Annotated in this window: 24 protein-coding genes and 1 pseudogene; 5 read left to right on the plus strand and 20 right to left on the minus strand. The window is 60.3% G+C overall.

Annotation, left to right across the window (positions count from 1 at the left end; translation table 11 throughout):
* Window positions 1-36: 36 nt before the first annotated feature.
* The 4 genes from dusA to GGD62_RS41690 form a co-directional block, all read right to left on the minus strand.
* Window positions 37-1,044: a tRNA dihydrouridine(20/20a) synthase DusA gene (gene dusA / locus GGD62_RS22930; RefSeq protein ID WP_183710336.1), complete on the minus strand. Its 1,008-nt coding sequence runs from the start codon at window positions 1,042-1,044 to the stop codon at window positions 37-39.
* 89 nt (window positions 1,045-1,133) lie between these two features.
* On the minus strand, window positions 1,134-1,862 hold the full coding sequence (locus tag GGD62_RS22935) for a hypothetical protein (RefSeq protein WP_183710337.1): 729 nt from the start codon (window positions 1,860-1,862) through the stop codon (window positions 1,134-1,136).
* 135 nt (window positions 1,863-1,997) lie between these two features.
* A complete protein-coding gene (locus GGD62_RS22940; RefSeq protein ID WP_183710338.1) occupies window positions 1,998-3,626 on the minus strand; it encodes a hypothetical protein in 1,629 nt (542 codons plus the stop codon).
* A 136-nt stretch (window positions 3,627-3,762) separates the two neighbouring features.
* Window positions 3,763-4,215: a helix-turn-helix domain-containing protein gene (locus GGD62_RS41690; protein WP_312014277.1), complete on the minus strand. Its 453-nt coding sequence runs from the start codon at window positions 4,213-4,215 to the stop codon at window positions 3,763-3,765.
* Between GGD62_RS41690 and GGD62_RS22950 the strand changes: the two genes are divergently transcribed.
* The gene (locus tag GGD62_RS22950) at window positions 4,157-4,420 is read left to right on the plus strand and encodes a pyocin activator PrtN family protein (protein ID WP_312014283.1); all 264 of its coding nucleotides are present in this window, start codon (window positions 4,157-4,159) and stop codon (window positions 4,418-4,420) included. The genes GGD62_RS41690 and GGD62_RS22950 overlap by 59 nt on opposite strands.
* A 180-nt stretch (window positions 4,421-4,600) precedes the next feature.
* Here the strand turns inward: GGD62_RS22950 and GGD62_RS22955 are convergent, their stop codons facing one another.
* The 15 genes from GGD62_RS22955 to GGD62_RS23025 form a co-directional block, all read right to left on the minus strand.
* Window positions 4,601-4,876, minus strand: coding sequence for a hypothetical protein (locus GGD62_RS22955; protein ID WP_246800227.1), 276 nt, complete (start codon window positions 4,874-4,876; stop codon window positions 4,601-4,603).
* Window positions 4,877-4,926: 50 nt separating this feature from the next.
* Entirely contained in the window at window positions 4,927-5,109 is a 183-nt protein-coding gene (locus GGD62_RS22960; protein WP_092252105.1) for a hypothetical protein, read from the minus strand.
* A gap of 47 nt (window positions 5,110-5,156) precedes the next feature.
* Window positions 5,157-6,272 (minus strand): WD40 repeat domain-containing protein, encoded by a 1,116-nt coding sequence (locus tag GGD62_RS22965; protein WP_246800229.1) that lies wholly within the window; start codon window positions 6,270-6,272, stop codon window positions 5,157-5,159.
* 8 nt (window positions 6,273-6,280) lie between these two features.
* Window positions 6,281-6,589, minus strand: coding sequence for a hypothetical protein (locus GGD62_RS22970; RefSeq protein ID WP_018319964.1), 309 nt, complete (start codon window positions 6,587-6,589; stop codon window positions 6,281-6,283).
* The gene (locus GGD62_RS22975; RefSeq protein ID WP_179731012.1) at window positions 6,586-7,035 is read right to left on the minus strand and encodes a hypothetical protein; all 450 of its coding nucleotides are present in this window, start codon (window positions 7,033-7,035) and stop codon (window positions 6,586-6,588) included. The genes GGD62_RS22970 and GGD62_RS22975 overlap by 4 nt, the downstream gene beginning before the upstream one ends.
* A 17-nt stretch (window positions 7,036-7,052) precedes the next feature.
* Window positions 7,053-9,119: a sigma 54-interacting transcriptional regulator gene (locus GGD62_RS22980; RefSeq protein WP_183710342.1), complete on the minus strand. Its 2,067-nt coding sequence runs from the start codon at window positions 9,117-9,119 to the stop codon at window positions 7,053-7,055.
* 103 nt (window positions 9,120-9,222) lie between these two features.
* Complete coding sequence (locus GGD62_RS22985) at window positions 9,223-9,717, minus strand: hypothetical protein (protein WP_018319960.1); 495 nt, start codon at window positions 9,715-9,717, stop codon at window positions 9,223-9,225.
* Window positions 9,718-9,892: 175 nt separating this feature from the next.
* Entirely contained in the window at window positions 9,893-11,524 is a 1,632-nt protein-coding gene (locus tag GGD62_RS22990; protein WP_183235925.1) for a molecular chaperone GroEL, read from the minus strand.
* A 104-nt stretch (window positions 11,525-11,628) separates the two neighbouring features.
* The gene (locus tag GGD62_RS22995; RefSeq protein WP_092252093.1) at window positions 11,629-12,465 is read right to left on the minus strand and encodes a metal-sulfur cluster assembly factor; all 837 of its coding nucleotides are present in this window, start codon (window positions 12,463-12,465) and stop codon (window positions 11,629-11,631) included.
* Window positions 12,466-12,470: 5 nt separating this feature from the next.
* Entirely contained in the window at window positions 12,471-13,493 is a 1,023-nt protein-coding gene (locus tag GGD62_RS23000; protein WP_092252091.1) for an amidohydrolase family protein, read from the minus strand.
* Window positions 13,494-13,615: 122 nt separating this feature from the next.
* Window positions 13,616-13,987: an MmoB/DmpM family protein gene (locus tag GGD62_RS23005; RefSeq protein WP_018319956.1), complete on the minus strand. Its 372-nt coding sequence runs from the start codon at window positions 13,985-13,987 to the stop codon at window positions 13,616-13,618.
* Between the two features lie 6 nt (window positions 13,988-13,993).
* A complete protein-coding gene (locus tag GGD62_RS23010; protein WP_183710344.1) occupies window positions 13,994-15,064 on the minus strand; it encodes an aromatic/alkene monooxygenase hydroxylase subunit beta in 1,071 nt (356 codons plus the stop codon).
* 61 nt (window positions 15,065-15,125) lie between these two features.
* Window positions 15,126-16,166, minus strand: coding sequence for a 2Fe-2S iron-sulfur cluster-binding protein (locus GGD62_RS23015; protein ID WP_018319954.1), 1,041 nt, complete (start codon window positions 16,164-16,166; stop codon window positions 15,126-15,128).
* Window positions 16,167-16,250: 84 nt separating this feature from the next.
* Window positions 16,251-17,921 (minus strand): aromatic/alkene/methane monooxygenase hydroxylase/oxygenase subunit alpha, encoded by a 1,671-nt coding sequence (locus GGD62_RS23020; protein WP_183710346.1) that lies wholly within the window; start codon window positions 17,919-17,921, stop codon window positions 16,251-16,253.
* Window positions 17,922-19,054: 1,133 nt separating this feature from the next.
* Window positions 19,055-20,107: an NAD(P)-dependent alcohol dehydrogenase gene (locus GGD62_RS23025; RefSeq protein ID WP_018319951.1), complete on the minus strand. Its 1,053-nt coding sequence runs from the start codon at window positions 20,105-20,107 to the stop codon at window positions 19,055-19,057.
* Window positions 20,108-20,270: 163 nt separating this feature from the next.
* On the opposite strand from GGD62_RS23025, the pseudogene GGD62_RS23030 reads away from it, so the two are divergent.
* Window positions 20,271-20,855: pseudogene (locus GGD62_RS23030) on the plus strand (MFS transporter); the annotation flags it as partial.
* A 107-nt stretch (window positions 20,856-20,962) separates the two neighbouring features.
* Here the strand turns inward: GGD62_RS23030 and GGD62_RS23035 are convergent.
* Entirely contained in the window at window positions 20,963-21,475 is a 513-nt protein-coding gene (locus GGD62_RS23035; RefSeq protein WP_018319949.1) for an Lrp/AsnC family transcriptional regulator, read from the minus strand.
* A 135-nt stretch (window positions 21,476-21,610) separates the two neighbouring features.
* Here GGD62_RS23035 and GGD62_RS23040 point away from each other — a divergent pair, with 135 nt between their 5' ends.
* From GGD62_RS23040 to GGD62_RS23050, 3 genes are read left to right on the plus strand one after another with little or no spacing between them, the layout of a single operon-like run.
* On the plus strand, window positions 21,611-21,874 hold the full coding sequence (locus GGD62_RS23040; RefSeq protein WP_143109001.1) for a hypothetical protein: 264 nt from the start codon (window positions 21,611-21,613) through the stop codon (window positions 21,872-21,874).
* Window positions 21,871-23,130 (plus strand): 3-methyl-2-oxobutanoate dehydrogenase (2-methylpropanoyl-transferring) subunit alpha, encoded by a 1,260-nt coding sequence (locus GGD62_RS23045; protein WP_183710510.1) that lies wholly within the window; start codon window positions 21,871-21,873, stop codon window positions 23,128-23,130. The genes GGD62_RS23040 and GGD62_RS23045 overlap by 4 nt, the downstream gene beginning before the upstream one ends.
* 3 nt (window positions 23,131-23,133) lie before the next feature.
* The gene (locus GGD62_RS23050) at window positions 23,134-24,147 is read left to right on the plus strand and encodes an alpha-ketoacid dehydrogenase subunit beta (RefSeq protein ID WP_018319947.1); all 1,014 of its coding nucleotides are present in this window, start codon (window positions 23,134-23,136) and stop codon (window positions 24,145-24,147) included.
* Window position 24,148: the final 1 nt, after the last annotated feature.

The raw sequence follows: 24,148 nt of genomic DNA on the forward strand, positions 1-24,148 counted from the left end.
GCCTCTGAAACATCACATCGGCCCGCAGGAATGCGACTAGGCCGCGGCTTCCTCCGCAGGAGCGCGCGCACCGACGCGCGCGATCGCATCGCGCAGCACCTCGGGACCGGCGCCTGCTTTCACCCCCTGCTCGGCCAGATGGCGGCGGAAGGCCCGCGCGCCGGGCACGGCATGGAATGCGCCGACGAAATGCCGCGTGATCGCATGCAGCCGCGTGCCGCGCGCGAGCTGCTGCTCGATATAGGGCATCATCGCCTCGAGCGCGTCCTGCATGGTCGCGTGCGACGTCGCCTCGCCGAAGATTTCGTGATCGACGCCGAGCAGCCGCCACGGGTCCTGATAGGCGGCGCGGCCGAGCATCACGCCATCGACATGTTCGAGATGCGCTCTCGCTTCGTCGAGGCCTCGAATGCCGCCGTTGATGATGACAGGCACGTCAGGCATTGCGCGCTTGAGCCGATAGACGCGCTCATAGTCGAGCGGCGGGATGTCGCGGTTCTCCTTCGGAGACAACCCGTTGAGCCAGGCCTTGCGGGCATGCACGATCAGTGCGTCGCAGCCGGAGGCGACCACCGCGCGCGCAAGCGCATCAAGGGCGACTTCCGGATCCTGGTCGTCGATGCCGATGCGGCACTTCACCGTGACGGGAACCGCGACAGCGCGTTTCATCGCCTCGACGCACCTCGCTACCAGCTCTGGTTCCGCCATGAGGCAGGCGCCGAAGCGGCCATCCTTCACGCGGTCCGACGGGCAGCCGACATTGAGGTTGATCTCGTCATAGCCGAACGTCTCGCCGATCCGCGCAGCTTGCGCCAGTTCGCGCGGATCCGAGCCGCCAAGCTGAAGCGCCACCGGATGCTCGCTCGCATCGAACCCGAGCAGCCGCTCACGGTCGCCATGAATCACAGCGCCGGTCGTCACCATTTCCGTATAGAGCAGCGCCCGCCGCGTCAGGTGGCGGTGGAACACCCGGCAGTGCCGGTCGCTCCAATCCATCATGGGTGCAACGCTAAATCGATGTTTCGACGACTTGTAACTTGGCATTGATTCTGTGGAACTTTGCATTGAGGCCATGCGATTGGCAACACGGATATAGCAGCGAAATCGACGGTTTTCATAGGCCGCCGCCGACTCTAACCCTCCTGAGACACGCGGACCACTTCGCCGAGCAGAACATCGAGGTCAGCCGAAAAATCGACTTGGGTGGCCGTAGGCACGTCCTCACGTGAGCGGATAGGCGAATGGAGATGAAAATCGGCAATGTTTCTTAGGGAGCCTTCCAGCCGCTGCATTGAGGCCTTGAACGACTTCGCCCCGGCATAGTTGTTTGCCACCTGAGCAAACGTGTCGAAGCCAAGCGTCGGGGGCACGTGGTTTAGGACCGTGCGCAGGAGCATCGCGGTGGACATATGGCAGCGATTGGCAGCGGCGACGTTCAATTCTCGGCAGAGTTCGACCAGCCGCGTAAAATCCCACTTGCTACCACCGATCTGCTGGAGCGCCATGATCCTGCTTGGATCGACATAGAGCTTCACACCGGGCGCTGTTGCTGGCGGAGTTGCCCGTTGGCGCTGAATTGCCCGCACCGCAGCACGGATGATGTGTGACGCCTCCTCAACCGACGCATACGACGGCCCACCTATGAGGCCTCCCGCGCCTGAGTTCACGGCGTGAACGAGGTTCATAGAGAACTCATTGGCCGCCCGCAGTTCGCCGTCAATGATCGATTTGGCCTCGATAGCCAGCGCCTTGAACGACGCTGAGTGCTGGGTCGGTAGGATTAGCCCAAAGCTATCACTACGATTAAACAGCGGGAGCATCGCGTCCATTGCGTCAGCGATTGCGGTGAGTTCTTCGATCATGCCCCCTACCCCCGGCAGTCTGCCACTATAACTTCGAACTCTTCATTCTGATGATTCTGACCCGCGCCGACAAAGGCTAGAAGAGCGCGAGCTGTTCACGAATACATCGACGGCCAACTGCCCTAGCTCTAACGTTCAATCCAGCTCTGGCGACTTAATCTCGGCTCCAAGCTTTTGAACGTCTTGCCACCAGGGCAACACGGGATCGAGGTCGAATGGAAACTCTTGCGGCGACCCTAATTCTATATCTTCGGTGACCGCTCTGAACACCTCGCGGAACATCCAGCCTTTGTATTTCTCTTGACCAGCCGCCTTGAGGGCTGCGAGCAGCGTAACCCTATCGCCACGTTGCAATACCTCCTCAAGCATCATGATCGGGCAATAAATGATGTGCCGCCGATCTTCAGAGAGTATTTCGCCTTCGTCATCGGCTAAACTGTTTGCCTCAGCTAAAATGCTTGCACTCAGTTGCGGGCTCATCATGAAAAATGAATCGAGTGTAACAACCATTGGATACGCTTCATCCGCCAATACATCCGTACTTAAACCACGCCGGGTATGCGAAAAATAGCGCCACAGCTGAAATGCGCCGCGCGCGAGCTGCATATACTGCTTTTTCTCAGCTTCAAATGGATCTTCAGCGAATTGTGCCAGGTAGGTCAGCCTAGTCGCCTTGCATTCTATGGCGATTACGACTTCGTCGTCTTCTGTGACGAGGACGTCAGGACTGTCGAACTGCCCGCCTTTCGGCCCGTAACAATGGCTACGCCTGGTAACGAAATCGGTTAGTTCGTCGATCAAATCATGACAGTATTGTTCAAAGCGGTCATTCGCCTCGTTCAGCAACGGCTGTTTTCCGGGAATGACATCGTAGTAGAGACCGGAGCTGATCCGCATGAGTATCAGCTCGGGGATGGGCGGCATGAACGTAGTCATATCAGGTGTCAGCGAAATCAGGGGATGGCGCCTCAGTATGCTCGGCATGAAAGCCGTAGGAATTGGTGCGCCATGAAGCCGGTTTATCTCATGAGTGAGCAAACGTTCCTCTGCCTTCGCTTGTTCGAGCGAAAGCGTCATGAGATTTAAGACCTTTTGCACGTCGCCAGGTGTTATTCCAAGGCCCGAAACTGCAAATTCTTGACGAAGCCAAGGTGTACGCACAGCAGCGGCATACATAGCAAAACCTGCATAAGTGAAGTCGTTGATCGATACGCCGTAAGCCTCGTTGAAGAACTGGGCGCACTTACCTTGTCCGTAGATGTAAATGTAGCGGTAGAGGTTGGGCATGTTGAGATAACCGTGCTGCCAATGAAACTGGCGTTGGGCGATACGGTGCATCTCGCCGAAAATGTTTAGCCCGCTGCCCAAGTAGCGGCCCGACTCAACGTTTTCGAGAGCCCTCAACCTGTTGATTGTTCCGCGCATGGCGTCAAACTTCGAACAGTCCAGGACAAGATTGCCTTCAGCGCGCCTTTCCTCTTTGGGTGTGAGCAACAGCTGGATAAGCAACGTCTCAAGTTCCCATCTATGAACCCCATGGGGGGAGTGAAGCGATGACTTCACCACCGCCTCCCTAGGATACGAGGGCATTATTGTCTTCGCAGCCGCTTCTCGATCGGATTGAAGAGCGTCTACGGCCCAGATCATCTGTAAGAATGCGCGGTCGTCGGCGCGGGCAAAATACTTGCGCAGCTGCTTGATGTGATAGTCAAGCTTAGCTTGGCTCACCCGCGTTTGCGGAGGTGGCTGTTTTGCGTCGGCCACTGCACTGTCCCTTCTCACCCCAAAACCAGACCTGGGATTTCCTCTCAGCCTAATGAACACCTTCACGAGTATGCGGCTCAGTGCCTCGCGACGTGGAATGCAGAATACTCTCTCAAAACAAAATACGGCTTGGCACCTATAGCTTCGGACTCTTCATCCTAACCCCCTCTCCTCGCTCACCAGGAGCAAGGAACTCAACTCCAGCCTTAATCAGCGTTCGCTCGATAGCAACGATCGTACTTACCCGCGCGTCCACTTGCCCTCTTTCTATGCGGGCTACTGCATTCAGCGAGACAATGGCTCGGTCGGCCAAGTCCTGCTGCGACCAGCCCAAGAAGGCTCTTGCGGCGCGAATCTGACGGGGAGATATCATGCTCCCACGATCGACAGCTTGATCCAAAATGCCATATATCAGTTGTTTTCCAACCTTAAAAGAGCTAAAATAGACCTCTTGGTGCGCGAAGGCTTTATGGTTGGGGCGTCGAGCGATCATGCGAGCTACAGCGTTCCTCGAAGGTGATCCCGAATGAATAAGACGCACTCTCTTTTTCTTAATGGGCCAGTACGGCAGTCGCGCCGTCATTCCCATCGAGGATGTGCGCCGGGACTATTTCCCGCACCTCAACTCCGTGAGTTTCGTTCGACGCTGTGAAGGGGGCATAATCCCGCTGAGAGTTATGCGCGCTGACAAGAGCCAGAAGAGCGCGCGGGGTGTCCACATCCAGGACCTTGCCAACTACATCGACGGTCAGCGAGCAAAAGCTAAAAACCCGGGATCGGAGCACGAAAGTTAGGAGATGAACGTTTTATGGGATACGCGCTCGAAAACAGTGCCAAGCATGCTGGTACGACAAATTGGTACGATTTCCCTTCGGCACTCGTGCAAGCCAATGATGTCTCAGCGCATATTTTGCGCGTCGCTCCAATCCATCATGGGGGCGACGGAAAAGAGATAGTCTTGCGATTTCAATCTGTTACTTGCGGTCCATTCCCGTTATACTATTTCCGTGAGAATAGTATAGCAGCGAGGCGCGTGCGAAGCTGTCCGCGACGTTGGGAAATTCGGCTTCCGTTTTGTACCCGCACAAGCGCCGGAATTCGCTCGACCAGGTCCACCGCGCCTTGGCGTGCATCGCATCCCCCTCATATAGGATCGCATCCCACAATCCGATGCCACAATGCAGCGACAGCGTCTCGAGCCACTCGGCCTTGTGGACGAGTTCGTTGTCCCGAATAAGCCCCTTCAACATGCTGCCCCCTTGACCCTTCGATTAGATTTCGCGTGCAGTTAGATGACCTGTCACTGCGTTGTTGCGCTACTCTCGAAGGGCTTGTTTTCGGCGATGAACCTCGCCGCCAACACCAAGGCCCCCATCGAAAACTCCTTTCCGTGCGCGGCAATCATGCGCTCGGAGAGCTCCGCCAGTTCCTTGAAGAAGTGATCCTTGCTTGTGGCTTCGCTTCGCGCTTCGGTGGCTGTCATGAACTTGCTCCTGGAGCTCGCGGCAAGGCTCGTCGCCCAGCTCGCCGTTACTTGAAGATTTGCGGCGGAAACGTCACGATTGCCGCCTCGCCGCCATATGTCCCGATGGCAAGATGCTGGCCGTCGTCGGACCAGCAGACGGTTTGGACCGCGCTCCGGCCCGGCGGTTTGACGACCAGTTCGTCGGGTTCGCCGATCCTGGCAACGACGACCCTGCCGTCGCTGTATCCTGCCGCAACCAACGGACGTCCCGGATGCATGTCCACTGCCTCGACAAGGACGAAGCCACCGCGGCCGGTGCAAACGCTCTTCGGCTGTTCGCCACCGTCGTCGAGACTGGAAACGTCCCATGCGATCATGCGGTAGGCTCCGCTCGTCACAAGAACGCGGGAGTCTGCACTCCACGAAAGAGACCGGACGCTTGCAGGATAGCTCGGAATCCGAGCGGCGCGCGCATCGGAAAGGCGCAGCAATGCGATACCTCCTTCTGCGACGGACATTGCCAGCCAGCTTCCATCGGGACTCCATGCCAAGCTGGAGATGAAGCCGAAAGCCATTGTAGCGGTGGGCTCAGGTCGGGGTCCGAAGGCACGCACAAGCAGACAACCGTCAGCTCCTATCGCGAAGCTCCGACCGTCTGGCGAGACGGCGATCGCGGATGAACGCCCTCCCGCACGCTCCTGAAGCCATCCGACGTCGCCGTTGGAATCGCAGTATATGACCGACCCGTCGGAAGCCGCCAGAATACCGCCGGCATGCACCGGGGCAACGAGATCGATCGGGGCCGCTAATTTTGCGGCCTGTCGCGTGACGCCGGATGCCGACACGTGCAGCAACTGACTGCCATCGCTTGCGATGAAGCCCTCCGGCTCGATCGAGGCGAGATGAAGTGAAGCATCGCTGATGACGACTTTCGTCAATGGCGGGACCGGATTCCGCCGCGGTGAGATCGTCGATCGGCCGCCGTCCAAGGCCATACGATAACGGTCTTTCGGCGGTTCGCTGTCGGCCAGCGGAGCGATGGCCAGAGAGCCATCGGCAAGCGCGAACGCCACTGCCTGTCCCGCAGCGTCGAACGCCACGTTCGTAACCGGCGCCCCCATGGTCCAATGCCGACCAAGCAAGTCATAGAGCGTAGCGGTCTCAGCTTCCATCGTGTCCATCGGTCGTCTCACCTGCCGGTCGCAATACACCTGTCGAGTTCTTCAAGGCGTCGTTCCAGCGCGGCGCATTGGGCGTCGCATGTTGCCATTCCGGCCCTTGCTTCCTTCAAGCGCTCGTGCGCTTCCTCGATAACGTGGCCGAATGCATGCGAATCGCCCGTCGCCGCGATCTCCTGCTCAATCCTCTGAATCTCGAATTCTGCTCCACCGGCAAGCTGACGGTTCAGAAGGTTCCACGATTGAGCGGCCGACATCTGCTGAACGACGAGCAACCGCTCCTTCAGCATCTCGACAAGAACCTCCGGATCGACACTCATGCGCTCGGCTCGATTTGATCAAGGATCCGCTGGAGACCCCGGGCATCGGATACGAAGTGTTGCTGCGCGTCGTTGACGTAAGATTGGAGCGAGTCCCACAGATCGACCCTCAGCAACCGCGCCGGATCGCCCCTCATCGTCTCGATGGCCTGAAGACCGAACTGATGCCGCAAGCCGATCCCCTGCAATACGAAATCCGACAGCTCGCGTGCATGCGTTTCGACGAACGGCCGCAGCAGCGGATGTACGCCGTAGCTCATGCCGCGCTTTGCGAGCTCGGTCTCGATGAACAAGATGAAATGCCGCACCAGCAAACTCTGGCTTTCGCCAACCAGGTGCACCACGAAAGTGACGTCGCGGTCGGCGCGCGCAAGGATCTGCGAGGCCAGCGTCGCCGCGGGGGCCGGACCTTTCCCGCCCTTTTGCTCATCCCAGACAGCCGCCATGAAAGGCTCTCCGATCGCTAGGTCCGGGAACGGTATTGGTGCAATTTGCGGTACAGCGTAGCGCGCGAGAGCCCCAGCTTTTCCGCGGCAGCCGCAATATTGCCGCCGGCGTTTGCGACGGCCCTCTCGATGGCACGCCGCTCCATCTCGTCAAAGCGCGCGATCTCGTCGCCCTCCGATCCCGTCGCGCTGTTCTCCGACTGCACCGACATCGAGGGAGGTTGAGCCGGCGTGACCTCCACGAAATCCTCTGGCAGGTCCCTGGGCGTGACGATGCCGGTTATCGTCATCAGCACCAGGTTCTCAATCAGATTGCGCAGCTCGCGAACGTTTCCCGGCCAGGAATAGCGGCGCAGCAACTCCATCGTGGCCGCCTCGAAGCGCAGCGGCTGGGTGCTGTAGATCGTAGCGAATTGCCTGTTGAAGTGATCGATCAGGATCTCGACATCGCCCAACCGGTCGCGGAGCGGCGGAATGGTGAACTTGACGACACCAATCCGGAAGTACAGATCTTTCCGGAAACGTCCCTCGGCCACTTCCTGCTTCAGGTTCCGATTGGTCGACGCCACCAGCCTGACGTCCACCGGGCGCGCCTTGCTGTCACCCAGTCTGTACACCGCGCGCTCTTCCAGCACGCGGAGCAGGTAAGGTTGCAGGTCCATCGGCATCTCGCCGATCTCGTCCAAGCTGAGCACGCCGCCATTGGCAAATTCGAACCGCCCGGGCCTTCCCTCGCGCGTAGCACCGGTATAGGCGCCCGGCGCATGCCCGAACAATTCGCCGCCGAGCAACTCTTTCGAAACCGCACCGCAATTGAAGGCAACGAAAGGCTCCTTGCCGGTCTTCTGACTGGCGGCATGAACCAAGCGGGCGAAGAGTTCCTTGCCGACGCCCGTCTCGCCCTCGAGCAGGATTGCTGTCCGGCCAAGCGCCGCCCGCTCAATTTTCTGCACCACCTCAAGCAATGCCTCGCTACATCCGACGATTGCTTCCTTTGCCGATATCAGGGCGGCGCGGGTTGTCGGCGACATCTCGGCTGCAGCAGGATTTGTCCGCGGCTTCGAAGCAAGCACGAGCATTGCGCCCTTCACGACCCCGTCGACGATTAGTGGCTCGATCCGCTGCTCACGCAGCTCCTCGGGCAACCCCTCGGCCAGGTCTTTTCCCAACAGGCCTTCGCGACTTGGAAGAATCTGTGACCCAATGCTCAACTCACGAGACTGCGCGAGCCGACGCCAGCGAGCCGACGCCATGTCGTTGTGATGGACGACCCGACCAAAGCGATCCAGGATCACCACGCCGTCGGCACTGCCCATCCCCGGCATTCGAGAGATGCTCGCCTCGAGGAGCAGTATTCTCTCGAGCCGGATCTTTTCCGAAAGGGCAAGCTCGATATGGTTGGCCGCGATCACCGCCAATGCGACGTTGTGTCGGTGAAAGATCGCCTGGGGTCCGGAAAAATCGATGATGCCGATGATGCTGCCGTCGATCGGGCTGCGAATGGGACTGCCGACGCAGGTCCAGGCCTTGATGCCTTCGGAGAAGTGCTCCGCCGCGTGGACATGGACCGGCTTGCCCGTGACGAGCGCCGTGCCAATGCCGTTGGTGCCGGTCACCGTCTCTCCCCAGTCGGCGCCGACTTCGAGGCGAATATCGTGTCCCGCATCGATCGTCCGCTGGTCGCCCCCGACATCGAGCACGACGCCGTTCCTGTCGGTGATGACCAACATCGTGGCCGCATCGCCGAGGACATCCGCCACCCGGCGAAAGGTCTGAGCGCTGGAGCCGAGCAGGTCGTCGTTCTTCAGACGCAGCTCATAGAGATCGTCCGGCGAGGCGATGAGACCGCTACCCTTGCAACGGGCATCGACGCCCGATTGGATGCTGCGCTGCCACGACTCCTCGATGACGCCTCGCACCAGCGCGTTCTCGCGCTTCGCGTCCCCGAACGTCAGGAAGTTTTCCCACGCCCTGTTGGTCTCTCGTTCATCGTAGGGCCGCCCCTGCTCCGCATCAGTCGCGTCCGGAACTTTGTAGCCTTCCAGGGAAAACGGCGGCTTAGCCATGAACGTTTCCGTCAGCATTGGGGCACCAAATCTGAATGGGCAAACAGCAGCTTGATCGGCAGAAACGACATGAGCCGGACCCGATCGAGATCGATATCCCGCAAGGTCCAGGTCGTGGAGACTATTCGATGCTTCTGGCGATCGCGTCCAAGCCGAGACGATTTGAGATGACCTGCTCCAGCTGCGCTTCCGACGTCTCATCAGGGACGCTCACGCCTTCCAGGTCGACCAGGACCTTGTACAACTCGTCGTCCAGCGGATCGAAGATCCCGTTCTCGCGCGTCGCCAGCGCGAAGCGGCGCGATCGGCCGCTGCCGCGCAGCTCGCCGACAAAATGGAGTTGCCGGCCCGAAGCGAGATCGGCGATCACGACGCGGCCATTAAAGCTGATCCGCACATAGGGCTCGAGCTCCTTTGGCCGCGCCGGAGACGTGGACCAGAGCTTGCCGGATGGCTCAGGCTGTGAAGGAGGCTTCGGATTGCGCAACTCCTGCCAACGCCCGAGCGTCAGATGATTGGCGAGCGAGTTGATGGTGGTGCGGTTCTTCTGAAGGAAGTCCTTCGCCGCCACCTCTTCGCGGTGCGGACCGTCGCGTTTGGAGATGATGTAGGCCATGTCCCGCTTCCTCCTGCCCGGCTAGTCGGATGTCCGTGGAGGCTTGTTACACGCCTCCTTCGGCTCATGCCGGAGCTTCCAAGATTGTACCGCGTTCCGGATCGTTGTCACCTAAGATATCCCGACCGCTCGAGCCTGAAGCGGTGCGGCGGAACACGAGGTGCGTGCACACGCCTCATGCGCGGCCAAGCTTCTCTGCTCCGCCGCCGAGCGCCGGTCCCTGCGTCGGATCGGTGTATTGCGGCACGTCCGCAACCAGCGTGTTGGTAGTCAGGACCAGCGTGGCGACGGAGGCTGCGTTTCGAAGCGCGGTATACGTCACCCTGACAGGGTCGACGATGCCGGCCGAAACCATGTCGATGAAAACGCCGTTTGCGGCGTCGAATCCGACACCCGTACGCGAGCTTTGCAGCTCGGCCACGACCTTCTGCGCATCATGCCCCGCATTTCGCGCGATGAAGGCGGCAGGACGCGACAAGGTCTCACGTACCAGCCTGATGCCTTCACCCAGATCGCCATTGATGTTGCCGAGCGTGCGCGCCACCACCGGCGCGCACTGCGCCAATGCCGTGCCACCACCGGGCACGATGCCCTCCTCGGCCGCGGCCCGCGCCGCGCTCAACGCATCGTCGATCAGCTGGATCGTGCGCTTCTGCTCGACCGGCGTGACGCCCCCCGCAAAGATAACCGCGGTTCCGCCCGACAATTTGGCGAGGCGCTCCTTGAGCTTGTCCTGCTCGATGTTGGGCGGTGCCAGATCGTGCTGCTTGGCCACTTGCTGGCGCCGCGCCGCAATCGCCGCATCGTCGCCACCGCCCCTGATGATGACCGTTTCACGCGCACTTGCCCGCACCTGCCGCGCGGTGCCGAGATCGCCGATGCCGATCTCCTCCAGCCTGCCGCCGAGCTCGCGGGCAATGACCCGCCCGCCGGTGATGATGGCGAGGTCGTCCATCATCGCCTTGCGCCAGTGGCCGTAGTCCGGTGGATTGACCACGAGCACCTTGCCGCGGTTGCCATCACCCAGCAGCGTGACGACGACCTCCGGCGCGATCTCCTCAGCGACGATGACGAGCGGCCGTCCGGTCGCGGCCACCATCGCGCGGACCGGTGACAGTTCGCCCGGCGTCCTGATCTTCAGGTCGGTCAGGAGAATGTAGGGCTGATCCAGCACCACTTCCATCTTCTCGACGTCCGTCACCATATGGTGCGAAATGTAACCGCGGTCGAACGACATGCCTTCGACGACCTCGAGCGTCGTGCTCGTCGTCAGCCCGTATTCGGAACTGATGATGCCGTCCTTGCCAACGCGCTCGACCGCCTCGGCGATCAGGCCGCCCAGGTGAGCGTCGGTCGATGCGATCGTCGCCACCGCCTGCAGGGTCTTGCGATCCGTTACGGCGACCGCCGCACCCTTCAGGGTCTCGACCACGACCTCGACGGCCCGGTCGATCCCCTTGCAGAGATCGACGGCCTTGGCGCCTCGCTCCAGGGCCACAACGCCGCCTTGAATGAGGCCGTTCGCGAGCACCATCGCCGTCGTCGTACCGTCGCCGGCGACTTCGTTGGTCTGCATCGAGACCTCGCGCACCACCTGTGCCCCCATGTTCTCGAACCGGTCCGGCAGTTCGATCTCGGAGGCGATGGTCACGCCGTCTCGCGATACGATGGGCGTGCCGATCGGCCTATCCACCATCGCGTTCATGCCCTTCGGACCGAGCGTCGATTCGACCGCGGCGGCGAGCTTCTGGACCCCGCGCGCGAGAGCACGGCGAGCTTCGATGTCATGCAGCAGAACTTTTGGCATTGCGCTTCACTCCCACGTGGTCGTCTCTTGGTTATCGGCTCGGGCGGGCTTGCTGTCCGCTCCGTCTATTGGCGCTCGCAGGCGCTTCGTGTAGCGGCCCAGCCTCACACAAGCGCGGCAGAATGTGTCTTTGTGACCGTCGGCCCGACTGACTGTGCGGCACAACCACTGCCGCAGCCGCCGCATGGCCCGGGCGTCTGGCTCGGCCGATCCCCATCGACCTCGCGATAGCGGACCGCAAGAAGCCCTCTACACAAGGAGCTGTTGAACTCCATGTTGATACGCACGCCTCGCAACCGCTGCAGATACGGAACCATTTCGTGTCGCTTGATGGTGCATCCATCGTAGGTGACAAAGGCGCGATCGCCGGCGAGATTGGCGAGGTTCCGCTCGACCAGAAGCTCTCGATAACGCGGCTTCTGGCGGGCAATTTCCTCCGAGTCGAAGTTGATCGCGTCAAAGGTGCTCAGATCCATCCGGCAGATCGCCGGATCCTCATAACCCAGCCCTCGCAATGCCAGTATCATGGTCTCCTGGCGCCGTTCGAATGCCTTGCGGCGAAATTTCTCCCGCAGCTCGTCAAGCGACCCGCCGGCCGCGAAGTCCTTGAGTGCATCACCAAACGACATGCCCTCGCGGACACCCTTGTTGATCTCCTCGGCGACCATGTGATCCCGAAGCTGCGGACGGGCCTCGCGAACCCACGGCAGCGAGGATACCGCCCGGCGCATGTCATCGGCCATCAGGAAGGCGAAGTTCGCCGAACACCAATAGGTCGGCAGACGAAAGACGATCTCGACGCCGTCGTCATGATCGACGGAGACTTGCTCGACAAATCCGAGCTCGGTAACCGACTCGTCCAGCTCGGGATCCGTCACCATCGCAAGGCGCTCCCACACCTCGCCGGTCTTACGATCATGCTGATGTTGGAGCGCGCTCATGATGTCTACTCCGCCGCAGTCGCATGAACCTGCTGCGCAAGCTTCGCCTTCTGTGCCTCGACGTCGACGCCATAGAGGCGCGCCGCATTGAGGCCCAGAATCTTCCGCTTCGCCTGGGGAGTGAGGTCGACGCCGTGCTCCTGCTTCAGGTCTTCCGGCAGCTCGAAGTTCCAGAACTTCTCGACCAGCCAGCGAGGCGTCCAGATCGCGTAGTCGCTGCCGAAGAGAATCTTGTCCTCACCGACCCAGAACAGCAATTCGCTGATCACCTCGGCAAAGTAGCGCGGACGGCCGTGGATGAACGGCAGCGCCACCGCCAGGCCACCATAGACGTTGGTCTCCTGCACGGCGATCCAGCAGAAATCGTCGAGTCGCGGCAGGCCGCAATGCTCGATGATGAAATTCAGCCCCTGGAAATCGGTCGCGGCATGGTCGACGTCGTGAACATCGAAGGCATCCTTGTCCAACGGGATGATCGTCGGCCCCTTGTGGACGTGGATGTTGGTGATCCCCAGCTTCTGGCAAAGCTCGAAGCAGCGATAGGCGTTGGGATCCGTAAGCTTCCACCCGCGCGAGTCGCCCTTCCACTCGGCCGTATAGAGCTTGACGCCCTTGATGCCGAACGTCTCCTTCATGTAGTGGATGTACTCGAGAGCCTTCTCGCCATCCCGCGGGTCGAAGGCGCCGTTGACGATGAAGCGGTCCTTGTACCTCTTCGCCATCTCGGCATTGCGATCGATGGTGTTGAACCCGTTCTTGTAGAACTCGGTCAGGTAGGTCGACTGAACGACGGCCATGTCGTCCGGACCATCGACGAACAGATCGTGATACATCTGATCGGCACTGTATTTCTCGAACTGCTCCTTCGGCCAGAGCTTGTCCTTCGGACTGAGCGAGGTGTGATACGCGTAGAAGCAGTCGATGAACTGCTTGCCGTGGATGTTGAGCTGGTTTGCCGGACTACCGTCCCAGAAATGGGTGTGGCCGTCGATAACGAAAACTTCCTCGCCGCTGGGAGTGATAAACATGGTGATCTCCAGGAATCCTTGGTTAGCTCTATTCGATCAATCGATGCGCAGTCGTCGCGCTGGAACGGTTCGAGAAGAGGTGGGGCCACGAAGCGGCCCCACCCAGTCAGGGAGAATGGAGCTCACTCGATGTATTCGAAGACCTCGTCCATGTTGCCGAACAGCGTCACCGTATTGTCGTCGATGCGCACCATCCGGCCGTAGTGGGTCGAGGTATTCACCTCGAAGATCTCGGCCGTCATTTCCTTCCCTAGGATTTCGCTGATCTCGTCCATCTTGAAGATCAGCTTGCCCTCGCCGTCGATGCGGATCAGCGCGGGCTGGTAGGTCACGGTAACGTTCGGCTTCTTTCCCATGAACTCGGCAATGGCTCGCGCCTCGACGCTGTCGTTCATGGTGACGCCACACTGATGGGAAATCGTTTGCTCGAAACGAAGATCTCCCATCTTCTGGAAGATGTTCTGGTTGGTCGCAGATCTGGAGACGACGGACATTGCAATTTACTCCTTGGGAAGGGTGAGGCCGAGCTCGCCGAGAATCTTCTTGATGCGTTCGACCGACTGCGCACGGGCATCGGCGTATTGCACCGGCTTCGAGTGCGGTTGCGACCAGATCGGCTGAAGGCCGGCCGCCGCCTTGTTCGCCAGCGCCACATGCTTGTTCACCCACCCCTGGAACAGCTTCTTGTTGTGGGCGGCATGCTGATTGTCGGTCACCAGGAGGTGCATCAGATCGATCGTGTTGGCGAGATTTCGCTCGTAATCCGCCTCCGCAGACGAAATCACCGGCGGCGTGATGAAATCGCCGTTCGACGAGGCCACCTGCATCAGGAAACCGCTGCGGAACAATTCGCCGACGAGTGGCTCGAACACGATGTTCGTGGCGAAGTACTGCTCGAGATAGTCGGGCGAGCCCATGATCGATTCGATCGCTTCCCGGGTACCTTGCCAGCCCTTGTCTTCGAGCCAGGCGCGCTTGCCTGCCGCGTCGTCGAAGCCCGGAATGTCCATTCCGATCTCGGCCAGATAGAGCGTGATGTCCTGGGAAAGGCGGAGCTTGTACGACGAGTTGGTCAGCGTCGCGTTGTTGATCATCTGGGTGTAGCCGTAGCGCTGAGCCTGCATCAGCGACGTGCCGAGACCGAACTCGGCATGCTTCCAGGCGCCCAGATGGTTTTGCAGGATCTTGATCCAGGCCCTGTCGAAGCTCTTCGGTGCGCCGGACTTGCGGCCGTTGGCGATCACCGCCTGGACCATCGCCTCGATCCTGGACTGCCGCTGGTAGTGAGTGCGCTCCCACTCCTGGTCGGGGGCGCGGAAGGCGTGCCAGTTCGAGCTGAGCGCCGCCGTGTTGTCCTTGGTGTAGGCACCCTTGCCGTTCGGAAAGGCGATGATCCAGTCCTGCAACAGGTAGCGTTCCGGGTCGGGTTGGACGTCGACCGTCACGTCCTCGTAGTGCGTGGCTCGCTTGCTGCGCGGCTCGAAATACCGATATTTTCGGCTATCCGAGTCCGGGAACACCGCAGAACCTGCTGCACCGGATTTGGCTGATTCAGTTTGAACGGCAGTCATGGTCGTCTTCCTCCTCCTGTTGTCGGGCCTTAAGATGGTTCGCTCGGCGGTCAAAGCCGCCCTAGTTGTTGGCTGGCGTAAACTTGTCGAAGAAGGTTCGGTCTGACTCGACGTCGTTCATCTGCAGTACCGGCGTCAACGCCTCGATCATCGGCGATGGTCCGCAAGCGTAAACGTCGACGTCTTCGCCATATCCGGCGCTGCGAAGGTGCGATCCGACCGCTTCGTGCACGAAGCCCTTCGCTCCCCTCCAGGCCGTATCGTCCGCTGCATGGGAAAGAACGGGGACGAAGGTGAACTCCGGATGGTTGGCTGCGAGCTCGGCGAAGCGATCGAGATAGAAAAGGTCGCCCCGCGTTCGAGCTCCGTAGAAGAAGTACACCGGGCGCATTTCTCCCGAGCTGATGTGATCATGCAGGATGGACCACAGCGGCGACATCCCGGATCCACCGCCGACCAGGATCATGGCTCCCGTTTTGTTTTCTCGTCGGAAGCAGGTTCCGTAGGGTCCTTTGATTCCGACTTCGGTTCCGACGGCGAGATCTCCGTCAAGTCGTGAGGAGAAGCGCCCGTTGGGGTACTTCTTGATGATGAACGCGAGTTTTTGGCTTTCGCCCGGCGAATTTGCCATGGAAAACGAGCGCGTAATCGTCTCTGGTCCCGGGAGCGTGATGTCGACATATTGACCCGCCCAGAACTTCAGAGGTTGCTCCAGTGTGATTTCGAGGCGGCGGATGTCATGGGTCAGCGCAGAGACGTTCGTAACGGTGCCCGTGAAATCCTTGACGGGAATCGATTTCGACAGCACTTCCTCGTCATAGTTGAGGAGCTCCACCTCCAGATCCGAGTACGCCAAGGTCCGACAGAGCAAAATGTAGTCCTGGCCACGCTCCATCTCGTTCAGGGCAAACGTCGAGTATTTCTTCAGCTCCACGTCCCCCCCAGTAAGAACGCACTTGCACGCCGAGCACTGCCCCTCCTTGCAACCATGCGGCAGCGCGATCCCTTGACGAAACGCAGCGTCGAGAACCGTTTCGTTTTCCTCGACCTCGAACTCTATGCCTACCGGTTGCAGGCGAACGACATTAGCGGGCGCGCCCATAGGGGCCTCCTCAAACGAACGCTTTCATTTCTTCCGGGGAGCGATCTGGAAGGAGCCGGCCGCAGCCGGCCCCTTCCGTCTCACTTAGTTGCAGGGATTGATCGTGAATCCCTTGCGATACTCGGCGAGATGATTCTCGCGGTCGGCCGGGCTCATCTCCCGCAGCGTCTGCAGCGGGCTCTTGAGGATGTGGCCGCGGACATCGTCGAGCGTCCACATTTCCTTCTGGTCGAACCGCAGATGCGGCTGGGCGACCAGCGTCTTGCCGTCTGTGCGCACGAAGCCGAGATCCTTGATGGCGTCGGCGATATCCACGTTGTGGTAGACGCTCTCCCACTCGCGACGGCCGCTGAACCGCCCCATCGCCGGGGTCGGACGACCCTGGTACTCGCCGGCGAAGGCTTCGACGGCCGTCCAGCGGTCGAGCTCATGGGCGAAGGTGTGCAGCTTGCCGTCGATCTCGTCGGTGACGATGTCCTCACGGATCAGGCACGGAACGAGGCACGACCAGCAACGATGCGGATAGACGTAGCCGACGTCGCTGTTGAACAGGATGTTGGTCTGGCCGCGATGCGACAGCTTCTCGTACCATTTCCAGAACTCGCCGAACTGCGCGTACCAGCCCGGATATTTGTGCTCGAACCACTCGAAGTCCTTGTCGGTCTGGGCCTCGATACGCCAGAAGTTCGCCGACCAGCCGACCGCAAAGAACTGAGCGACCTTGTGGACGTAGTGCTTCTCGGTCAGCCGCTTCCAGGCGGTCTGCACGTCGTCATGATGGATCTTGATGCCGTACTTCTCGAGGGGCAGCATATAGGTCCGGTAATAGTCCTCGAAGATCCAGCGGTGCCACATCTCCGCATACGACTCCTTGTTCTTGTCGCGGTTCGTGGTGCCGTATTCGATGAACGTCCCGATCGCCGCGTCGACGATGGCATGGTTCTGCCAGAAGGCATACCGCATGTCGCGTTCGAGCAGCAGGTGGTTCTCCGGCTCCTTCAGCATCGACATCAGCATCGAGTGGCCGTTGCCGATATGGCGGCTCTCGTCCGACTGAACCGAAAGGAACACGGTTGGCAGCGCATAGTCGCCGTTGCGCGCCGCCTCCGACGGCATGGCGACGAACAGCGTGTTGGTGAACGCCGTCTCGGCGACGACGGTCAGGTAGACGTTCGCCGACGTGATGGCGTCACCGGTGATGAAGCCTTCACCGAACTGGCGACCGATCGTGGTGGCGTAGCACTTGCCGAACGCCTCCTCCGTGATATCGAAACCGGCCGGGTCGATGTAATTCTCCATGTACCATTTCTTCAGGTTCATCTGGATGGTCGAGTGACGGAATTCGTCGACCATCTGCATGGTGAAGCCAGTACGGAGATCTTCGCCGGGTGCAAGGCGCCCGACCATGGCCATGGACCGCGCGGCGGAGATTTCCGGGAACGGGATGATCGCCAGGAACAGCTTCATCCACTCGACCCAACGTGGCTCGACGTTGCGGAACATGTCGCCGCGAAGCGCGGCATCGAGGGCGCCGTAGACGCGGTTGTCCTTTTCCTCCTGCATCGGGAAATAGGAGCGAAGGACCTGCTTCATCGGATCCTTCGGCGCCTTCGTGATCTTGTAGTCGGTGGGGAAGGTCATCGCTTCCTGGACGTAGGACGGATTCCATCCGAGATCTGCAATCTTCTTTGCAGCCTCACCGACAGAAATGCCGCGCTGGGCGGTGATCTTGTTGAGTGTTAGCGTTCCAGACATTTCGTCTTTCCTCCTGATCGGGTCAGAAACCACATCGATATTCCGCCTGCCTGGACCTTCGCGGACCGAGCAGTGCTTACCCGTGCGTTACGGGCCACCTCGCGACCGTTTGCACGGCCGGACGTTTGATATCGGCAAGGGTCTCAGGATGACTGTGGAACGCCTCAGGGATGATCAGGAGCGATCTTCGGACCCAGCCGTCTTCCGATCGCAATTGAGTCAGCCCGCGCGAGGTTCGCCCTCAGCTTGACATCCCCTTCCCTCGTTCTTTTCGCGGCTCGCCCCGGGCGGAGCAGTCAGCGTTGTTGTGCCAAACAGCTTTGCAATGGGCGTGCCAGCGCTCTCTTGCCCCGCCAAATCGATTTCTGACTGCCGGAGGTGAGGATCAGCACTGACGGAGACGTCGCGCCTCCCGGTTGGCGCGCCGCGGAAATGCAAACTGCGACAAGAGTTGCAAAATGAGAATCGGAGCAACGCGGAGACCGCCACTTCGCGGCGCAATGTTTGCGCTGCAGCAGCGCCAGAATTTCCCCGAGCAACATGTTTGGGCGCTTTGGGAATTGAACACAGCTCCTCGATGCGACAGACTCTTTCGCGTTGAAGGCCGCGCATTGCCTAGACCGGCTCGTTGCCCGCCCACTCGGACTAGCGATAGCCCTCGAAACCGGCCGCCTGGTTTGATTGCCGGACCTTCTCGATCCAGCGTTCCGTATACTGGGCGTAGCAATCATGATCGCAGAAAGGGAGCCCGGTGCTGAATTCTCTCAGATAGTGAGCGTGAATGGGCTCTGAGCAAGACATGCAGAACGTCTTCAGCCACGGTGTTCTGCCATTGACGAGGACGAACCTCATACGGCGTTCCTAAGCGATCATATCGATATGAGATTGACAACGATGCAGATTGAGACGATGGCGCACAATGAGACTCCGGACATCAGACCACTGTCCACCTTTGCGGTGTTTGCACTGCGATATGAGCTTGTGTGAGCCCGATCTGATTGGACTGCTGCAGCGCGTGACGCGGCCGGGGCTCCGGTGACGGCGTCAGACGACACCACGCGAGCATGACGATGGCCGCTCGCTCGATCCATCGCGAGGAAATGCATGCTCGCGATGGATGATGCAGCTATCCTTCAAGGGATCAACACGGCCCGTCCATGAATTTTGCCGGCATTGAGATCGTGCAAGGCCTTATTGGCGTCCGCAAGGCGATACTCGGCCGTGGCAAGCTCAACCAGACCTCGGTCCGCAAGGGCCATCAGCTCGGTTAGTTCGGCCCATGTGCCGACCAGATTGCCGATAATGTTTTTCTCGGTTATCACCATGTCAACTGTCGGCACCCGAATGTCCTCGCCGTAACCGACGACGTAGTAGCTGCCCATCGGACGGGTCATTGCCAGGCCCTTCGACGTCGTGCCCTTCTCGCCGACGAAGTCGATCACTGCTTCCGCACCGTTTCCACCGGTCAGGCCGAGAACGGCTTCCACTTCGTTGCCGTCAGCTTTCACGAGATGATCGGCGCCTGATTTTTCGGCCAGTTGTAGCGATGCTTCGGACTTGTCGACGACAATAATGTCGGCCGCACACATCGCTTTGAGGCACTGGATTCCGATGTGGCCCAACCCTCCCGCACCGATAACAACGCAAGATTCGCCTGGCAAAAGGTGACGCGTGGCCTTCTTGACAGCGCGATAGGCGGTGAGGCCTGCATCAGCGTATGGCGCGACATCCTTTGGCGCCAAAGTCCGTGGCAGCGGGACGATGTTGCGTTCTGAGGTGCAAAGGAACTCTGCATAGCCGCCGTTGCAATCGAGGCCTGGGAACGTTCCAGGACCGTGCATGTCGAATCCTCGGCGACAGGCGAGACACGTCCCGCCGCTGATCTTCGGATGGACGATGACAGGATCGCCCTTCTTTAGTCCCTCGACTTCCTTGCCAACCTCTTCGATCCAGCCTGCATTTTCGTGCCCCATAATGAGGGGAAGCAGCTTGTCACCGCTCGGATCCATGTGCGGCTTCCACACGCCTTCGACGATGTGAAGGTCGGTTCGGCATACGCCCGCACCACCGATGCGGACGATGACGTCCGTTGATTTTGTCAGCTTCGGATCAGGCACCTTCTCTTCCCCGACCCAAAGGTCGTTGGAAAGTTTCTCGTCGTAGGCTCTCAATACTTGGGCTCTCATTTTCTCCTCCGTGCCCCCGGCGAACTTCGGTGCGCCATCGGGTCATTCGAGCCTCAGCATTTTTTGTGCCAGTAGATTCATGTCGCGGCGCCAACAGCCATTGTCCGAGCCGCGGGTGGACTTTGCTGCGCGGTTGTTTCATCATGGATGAACAGTGACGTCCGCGCTGCAACGCAGAAAGGTGATCGCGCTGAGCGCGATCTATTTCGGCTTCGTCGGCGCTCTCTACGGCATGCAGTTCTGGCTGCCGCAGATCGTCAAGGCGTTCGGGTTGACCAACGCCCAGACCGGCTTCGTCACCGCGATCCCGTATCTGTTCGGCACCATCGCGATGATCCTGTGGGCGCGGCATTCGGATGCCACCCGTGAGCGCGTGATGCATGTCGGCGCGCCGCTGATCCTGACCGCAATTGCGCTCGCCGTTTCCTCCAATCTCACCGATCCCACCATGACGATGGTGGCGCTGACGGTGGCTGCCGTCGGCGTATTTTGCTGCTTTGGAGTGTTCTGGACCCTGCCGACAGCCTGGCTTTCGGGAACGGCGGCGGCCGGCGCGATCGCGCTGATCAACTCGATCGGCAATCTCGCCGGCTTTGGCGGTCCTTATCTGATCGGCTGGGTCAAGGAAGCGACAGGGCAAACCTCGACAGGGCTGCTCGTGCTCGCGATCCTGCCCTTGATCGCCGGCATCCTGGTCTTCGTCGGCGGGCACGAGAGCAAGCACGAGTTCGCCGAGCCGGGGCGGTAAGCCTTTCCAGCATCGCCGTGGCAAATGCGAGGCCCATTTCCCAACTTGGGGTATGGGGGACTCAGCGTCAGAAGCGATTAGGTGCGACGGAGTGCCCTGATCCCTTACTAGACCTGGACCGAGGTCAGCTTCTTCAGGCAGCGCAGCGCAAACGACGACCGGCTGTGGCGGATGCCAGGGATGCGATAGAGCTTTTCGCGCAGGAAGCGTTCATAGCCGGCGGTGCTTTCGACCGCGACCTTCACGATGTAATCGTAATCGCCGGTGGTGAGATAGGCCTCGATCACCTCCGGCAAATTCGTAAGCAATTGGCCAAAGCGCTCGAGCATCTCCTCGTCGTGGCGGTCGAGCGTCAGCTCTATGATGACCGTTTCGGGCAGGCCAAGCTTGTCCTGATTGAGCAGCGCGACGTAGCCATCGATATAGCCCTGCGTCTCCAACCGCTTCAGCCTGTTCCAGCATGGCGTGGTGGAGAGCCCGATTCTGTCGGCGAGTTGCGCCGTCGTCAGGCGCGCATCCTGCTGCAAGGCACGCAGGATCTTGCGGTCGATCTCGTCGAGCCGAAGTGCATCCTTGCGCGGAGCTTTGACAGGCCCTCTGGCACGTCCGGTCGAAGCCATACCAAGAATCCTATTCTCGCTTTGCTATTCATATTTGGAAAATTCTTACCGCATTTTTAGACTACACCCAGATCAAAAGAACGACAATCCTGGCTTTTGCCAGTACGATGTGCTTACCAAAATGAGACGCATGCGGTGTTTGTTCTCGAACTGCAGACCAGCAATATGCACGCCGCACTCGGCCGCCTGCTCGACCAGACCCGTGTCGCAGGGCTGCCGCTTGCTGCTCTCAGTGCGCGGGCGGATGCGAATGCCTGCCGCATCTCGGCTTCCATAGACATCAATGACCGCGACGTCATCGACCGGCTCGTTCGGCGCGTTGGTGCGTTATTCTGCGTCGATGCAATCGAGGTGAGAGGTGAAAGCCAATGCCCGACCCCAACCTCATCCGTGACATGATCCCGCAAGACGGGGCGGCTCCATCCGCCGAACATCCGCCACTGAGGCTGCACGTGCCGGAGCCCGCGGTTCGCCCGGGTGGCACGCCCGATTTCTCCAACATCCGCATTCCGCGCGCAGGCCAGGTCAATCGTCCCGACGTCGACGTGGATGCCGAGACGATTCGTGATCTCGCCTTCTCGGTTATCCGCGTGCTCAATCGCGACGGCGAGGCCGTCGGTCCCTGGGCAGGTGCGCTCTGCGACAACGAACTGCTCGAGGGCCTGCGTCACATGATGACGCTGCGTGCGTTCGATGCGCGCATGCAGATGGCGCAGCGTCAGGGCAAGACCTCGTTCTATATGCAGCACATGGGCGAAGAGGCCGTGAGCTGCGCCTTCCGCAAGGCGCTCAATCCGGGAGACATGAATTTTCCGACCTATCGCCAGGCCGGGCTTTTGATCGCCGGCGGCTACTCCCTGGTCGAGATGGCCTGCCAGATCTATTCCAACACACACGATCCCCTGAAGGGGCGCCAGCTGCCCGTGATGTATTCCTCAAGGGAGCACGGCTTCTTCACGATCTCGGGAAATCTCGCCACCCAATACATTCAGGCGGTCGGCTGGGCGATGGCCTCGGCGATCAAGAACGACACGAAGATCGCGGTCGCCTGGATCGGCGATGGCGCAACGGCCGAATCCGACTTCCACGCGGCCCTCGTGTTCGCTTCGACCTATCGCGCGCCGGTCGTGCTCAACATCGTCAACAATCAATGGGCCATCTCGACCTTCCAGGGCATCGCGCGAGGTGGCTCCGGCACGTTCGCGGCGCGCGGCCTCGGCTTCGGCATTCCGGCTCTACGCGTCGACGGCAACGACTACCTCGCCGTCCACGCGGTCGCGAAATGGGCGTGCGAGCGTGCACGCCGCAACCTTGGCCCGACCCTGATCGAGCACGTGACCTATCGCGTCGGCGCGCACTCCACCTCGGACGATCCCGCGGGCTATCGGCCGAAGACGGAGTCCGAAGCGTGGCCCCTCGGAGATCCCGTGATCAGGCTGAAGAATCATTTGATCGTGCGCGGCGCCTGGTCGGAGGAGCGGCACAAGCAGGCCGAAGCGGAGATCATGGACACAGTGATCGCGGCGCAGAAGGAGGCCGAGGGCTACGGCACGCTGCATTCACCTCAGCATGCCTCGGCGCGTGACATGTTCGAAGGCGTGTTCTCGGAGATGCCGCCGCACCTGCGACGGCAACGCCAGGAAGCGGGAGTCTGAGCGATGCCGCGCAAAACCATGATCGAGGCGATTCGCGAGGCCATGGATGTGATGATGTCGCGCGATGACGACGTCGTCGTGTTCGGCGAGGACGTCGGCTATTTCGGGGGCGTGTTTCGCGCCAGCCAGGGCCTGCAAGCGAAATACGGAACGAGCCGTTGCTTCGATACCCCGATCAGCGAGCTCGGTATCGTCGGCATCGCAGTGGGCATGGCGGCTTACGGCCTGAAACCCTGTGTCGAAATACAGTTCGCCGACTACATGTATCCGGCTTACGATCAGATTGTCTCCGAAGCCGCGCGGTTGCGCTATCGCTCCAACGGTCAATTCACTTGCCCGCTCGTGGTGCGCATGCCGACCGGCGGCGGCATTTTTGGCGGCCAGACACACAGCCAGAGCCCGGAAGCTCTGTTCACGCATGTCTGCGGTATCAAGACGGTCGTGCCGTCGAACCCACGGGACGCCAAGGGCCTGTTGATCTCTGCGATCGAGGACCCCGATCCCGTGATCTTTCTCGAACCGAAGCGGCTCTATAACGGTCCATTCGACGGTCATCACGACCGGCCGGTAACGCCGTGGTCGAAGCATGATCTCGGCGAAGTCGACGACGGACATTTTGCGATTCCGCTCGGCAGCGCCGCTATTCGCAGGCCGGGTGAGGCCGTCACCATCCTCGCCTACGGGACGATGGTGCACGTCGCCGAGACCGCCGCGACCGAATCCGGCATTGATGCCGAGATCATCGATCTTCGCTCGCTGCTGCCTCTCGATCTCGACACCATCGAAGCCTCGGTCAAGAAGACCGGACGCTGCGTCATCGTGCACGAGGCGACGCTGACCTCTGGCTTCGGTGCTGAACTCTGCGCATTGGTCCAGACACGATGCTTCTATCATCTGGAAGCCCCGATCGTGCGTGTCGCCGGATGGGACACGCCCTACCCGCATGCGCAGGAATGGGACTACTTTCCGGGCCCTGCGCGTGTCGGCCGCGCATTGATCGAAACGCTGGAGGCTTGAG

The sequence above is a fragment of the Bradyrhizobium sp. ERR14 genome (assembly GCF_014198235.1).
Lineage (GTDB): Bacteria > Pseudomonadota > Alphaproteobacteria > Rhizobiales > Xanthobacteraceae > Bradyrhizobium.

Bases quoted from the DNA above. Each gene is read 5' to 3' on its own strand.
- dusA (WP_183710336.1), bottom strand. From the start codon at position 1,044: ATGCCAAGTTACAAGTCGTCGAAACATCGATTTAGCGTTGCACCCATG.
- GGD62_RS22935 (WP_183710337.1), bottom strand. From the start codon at position 1,862: ATGATCGAAGAACTCACCGCAATCGCTGACGCAATGGACGCGATGCTC.
- GGD62_RS41690 (WP_312014277.1), bottom strand. From the start codon at position 4,215: ATGGGAATGACGGCGCGACTGCCGTACTGGCCCATTAAGAAAAAGAGA.
- GGD62_RS22955 (WP_246800227.1), bottom strand. From the start codon at position 4,876: ATGTTGAAGGGGCTTATTCGGGACAACGAACTCGTCCACAAGGCCGAG.
- GGD62_RS22960 (WP_092252105.1), bottom strand. From the start codon at position 5,109: ATGACAGCCACCGAAGCGCGAAGCGAAGCCACAAGCAAGGATCACTTC.
- GGD62_RS22965 (WP_246800229.1), bottom strand. From the start codon at position 6,272: ATGGACACGATGGAAGCTGAGACCGCTACGCTCTATGACTTGCTTGGT.
- GGD62_RS22970 (WP_018319964.1), bottom strand. From the start codon at position 6,589: ATGAGTGTCGATCCGGAGGTTCTTGTCGAGATGCTGAAGGAGCGGTTG.
- GGD62_RS22975 (WP_179731012.1), bottom strand. From the start codon at position 7,035: ATGGCGGCTGTCTGGGATGAGCAAAAGGGCGGGAAAGGTCCGGCCCCC.
- GGD62_RS22980 (WP_183710342.1), bottom strand. From the start codon at position 9,119: ATGCTGACGGAAACGTTCATGGCTAAGCCGCCGTTTTCCCTGGAAGGC.
- GGD62_RS22985 (WP_018319960.1), bottom strand. From the start codon at position 9,717: ATGGCCTACATCATCTCCAAACGCGACGGTCCGCACCGCGAAGAGGTG.
- GGD62_RS22990 (WP_183235925.1), bottom strand. From the start codon at position 11,524: ATGCCAAAAGTTCTGCTGCATGACATCGAAGCTCGCCGTGCTCTCGCG.
- GGD62_RS22995 (WP_092252093.1), bottom strand. From the start codon at position 12,465: ATGAGCGCGCTCCAACATCAGCATGATCGTAAGACCGGCGAGGTGTGG.
- GGD62_RS23000 (WP_092252091.1), bottom strand. From the start codon at position 13,493: ATGTTTATCACTCCCAGCGGCGAGGAAGTTTTCGTTATCGACGGCCAC.
- GGD62_RS23005 (WP_018319956.1), bottom strand. From the start codon at position 13,987: ATGTCCGTCGTCTCCAGATCTGCGACCAACCAGAACATCTTCCAGAAG.
- GGD62_RS23010 (WP_183710344.1), bottom strand. From the start codon at position 15,064: ATGACTGCCGTTCAAACTGAATCAGCCAAATCCGGTGCAGCAGGTTCT.
- GGD62_RS23015 (WP_018319954.1), bottom strand. From the start codon at position 16,166: ATGGGCGCGCCCGCTAATGTCGTTCGCCTGCAACCGGTAGGCATAGAG.
- GGD62_RS23020 (WP_183710346.1), bottom strand. From the start codon at position 17,921: ATGTCTGGAACGCTAACACTCAACAAGATCACCGCCCAGCGCGGCATT.
- GGD62_RS23025 (WP_018319951.1), bottom strand. From the start codon at position 20,107: ATGAGAGCCCAAGTATTGAGAGCCTACGACGAGAAACTTTCCAACGAC.
- GGD62_RS23035 (WP_018319949.1), bottom strand. From the start codon at position 21,475: ATGGCTTCGACCGGACGTGCCAGAGGGCCTGTCAAAGCTCCGCGCAAG.
- GGD62_RS23045 (WP_183710510.1), top strand. From the start codon at position 21,871: ATGATCCCGCAAGACGGGGCGGCTCCATCCGCCGAACATCCGCCACTG.
- GGD62_RS23050 (WP_018319947.1), top strand. From the start codon at position 23,134: ATGCCGCGCAAAACCATGATCGAGGCGATTCGCGAGGCCATGGATGTG.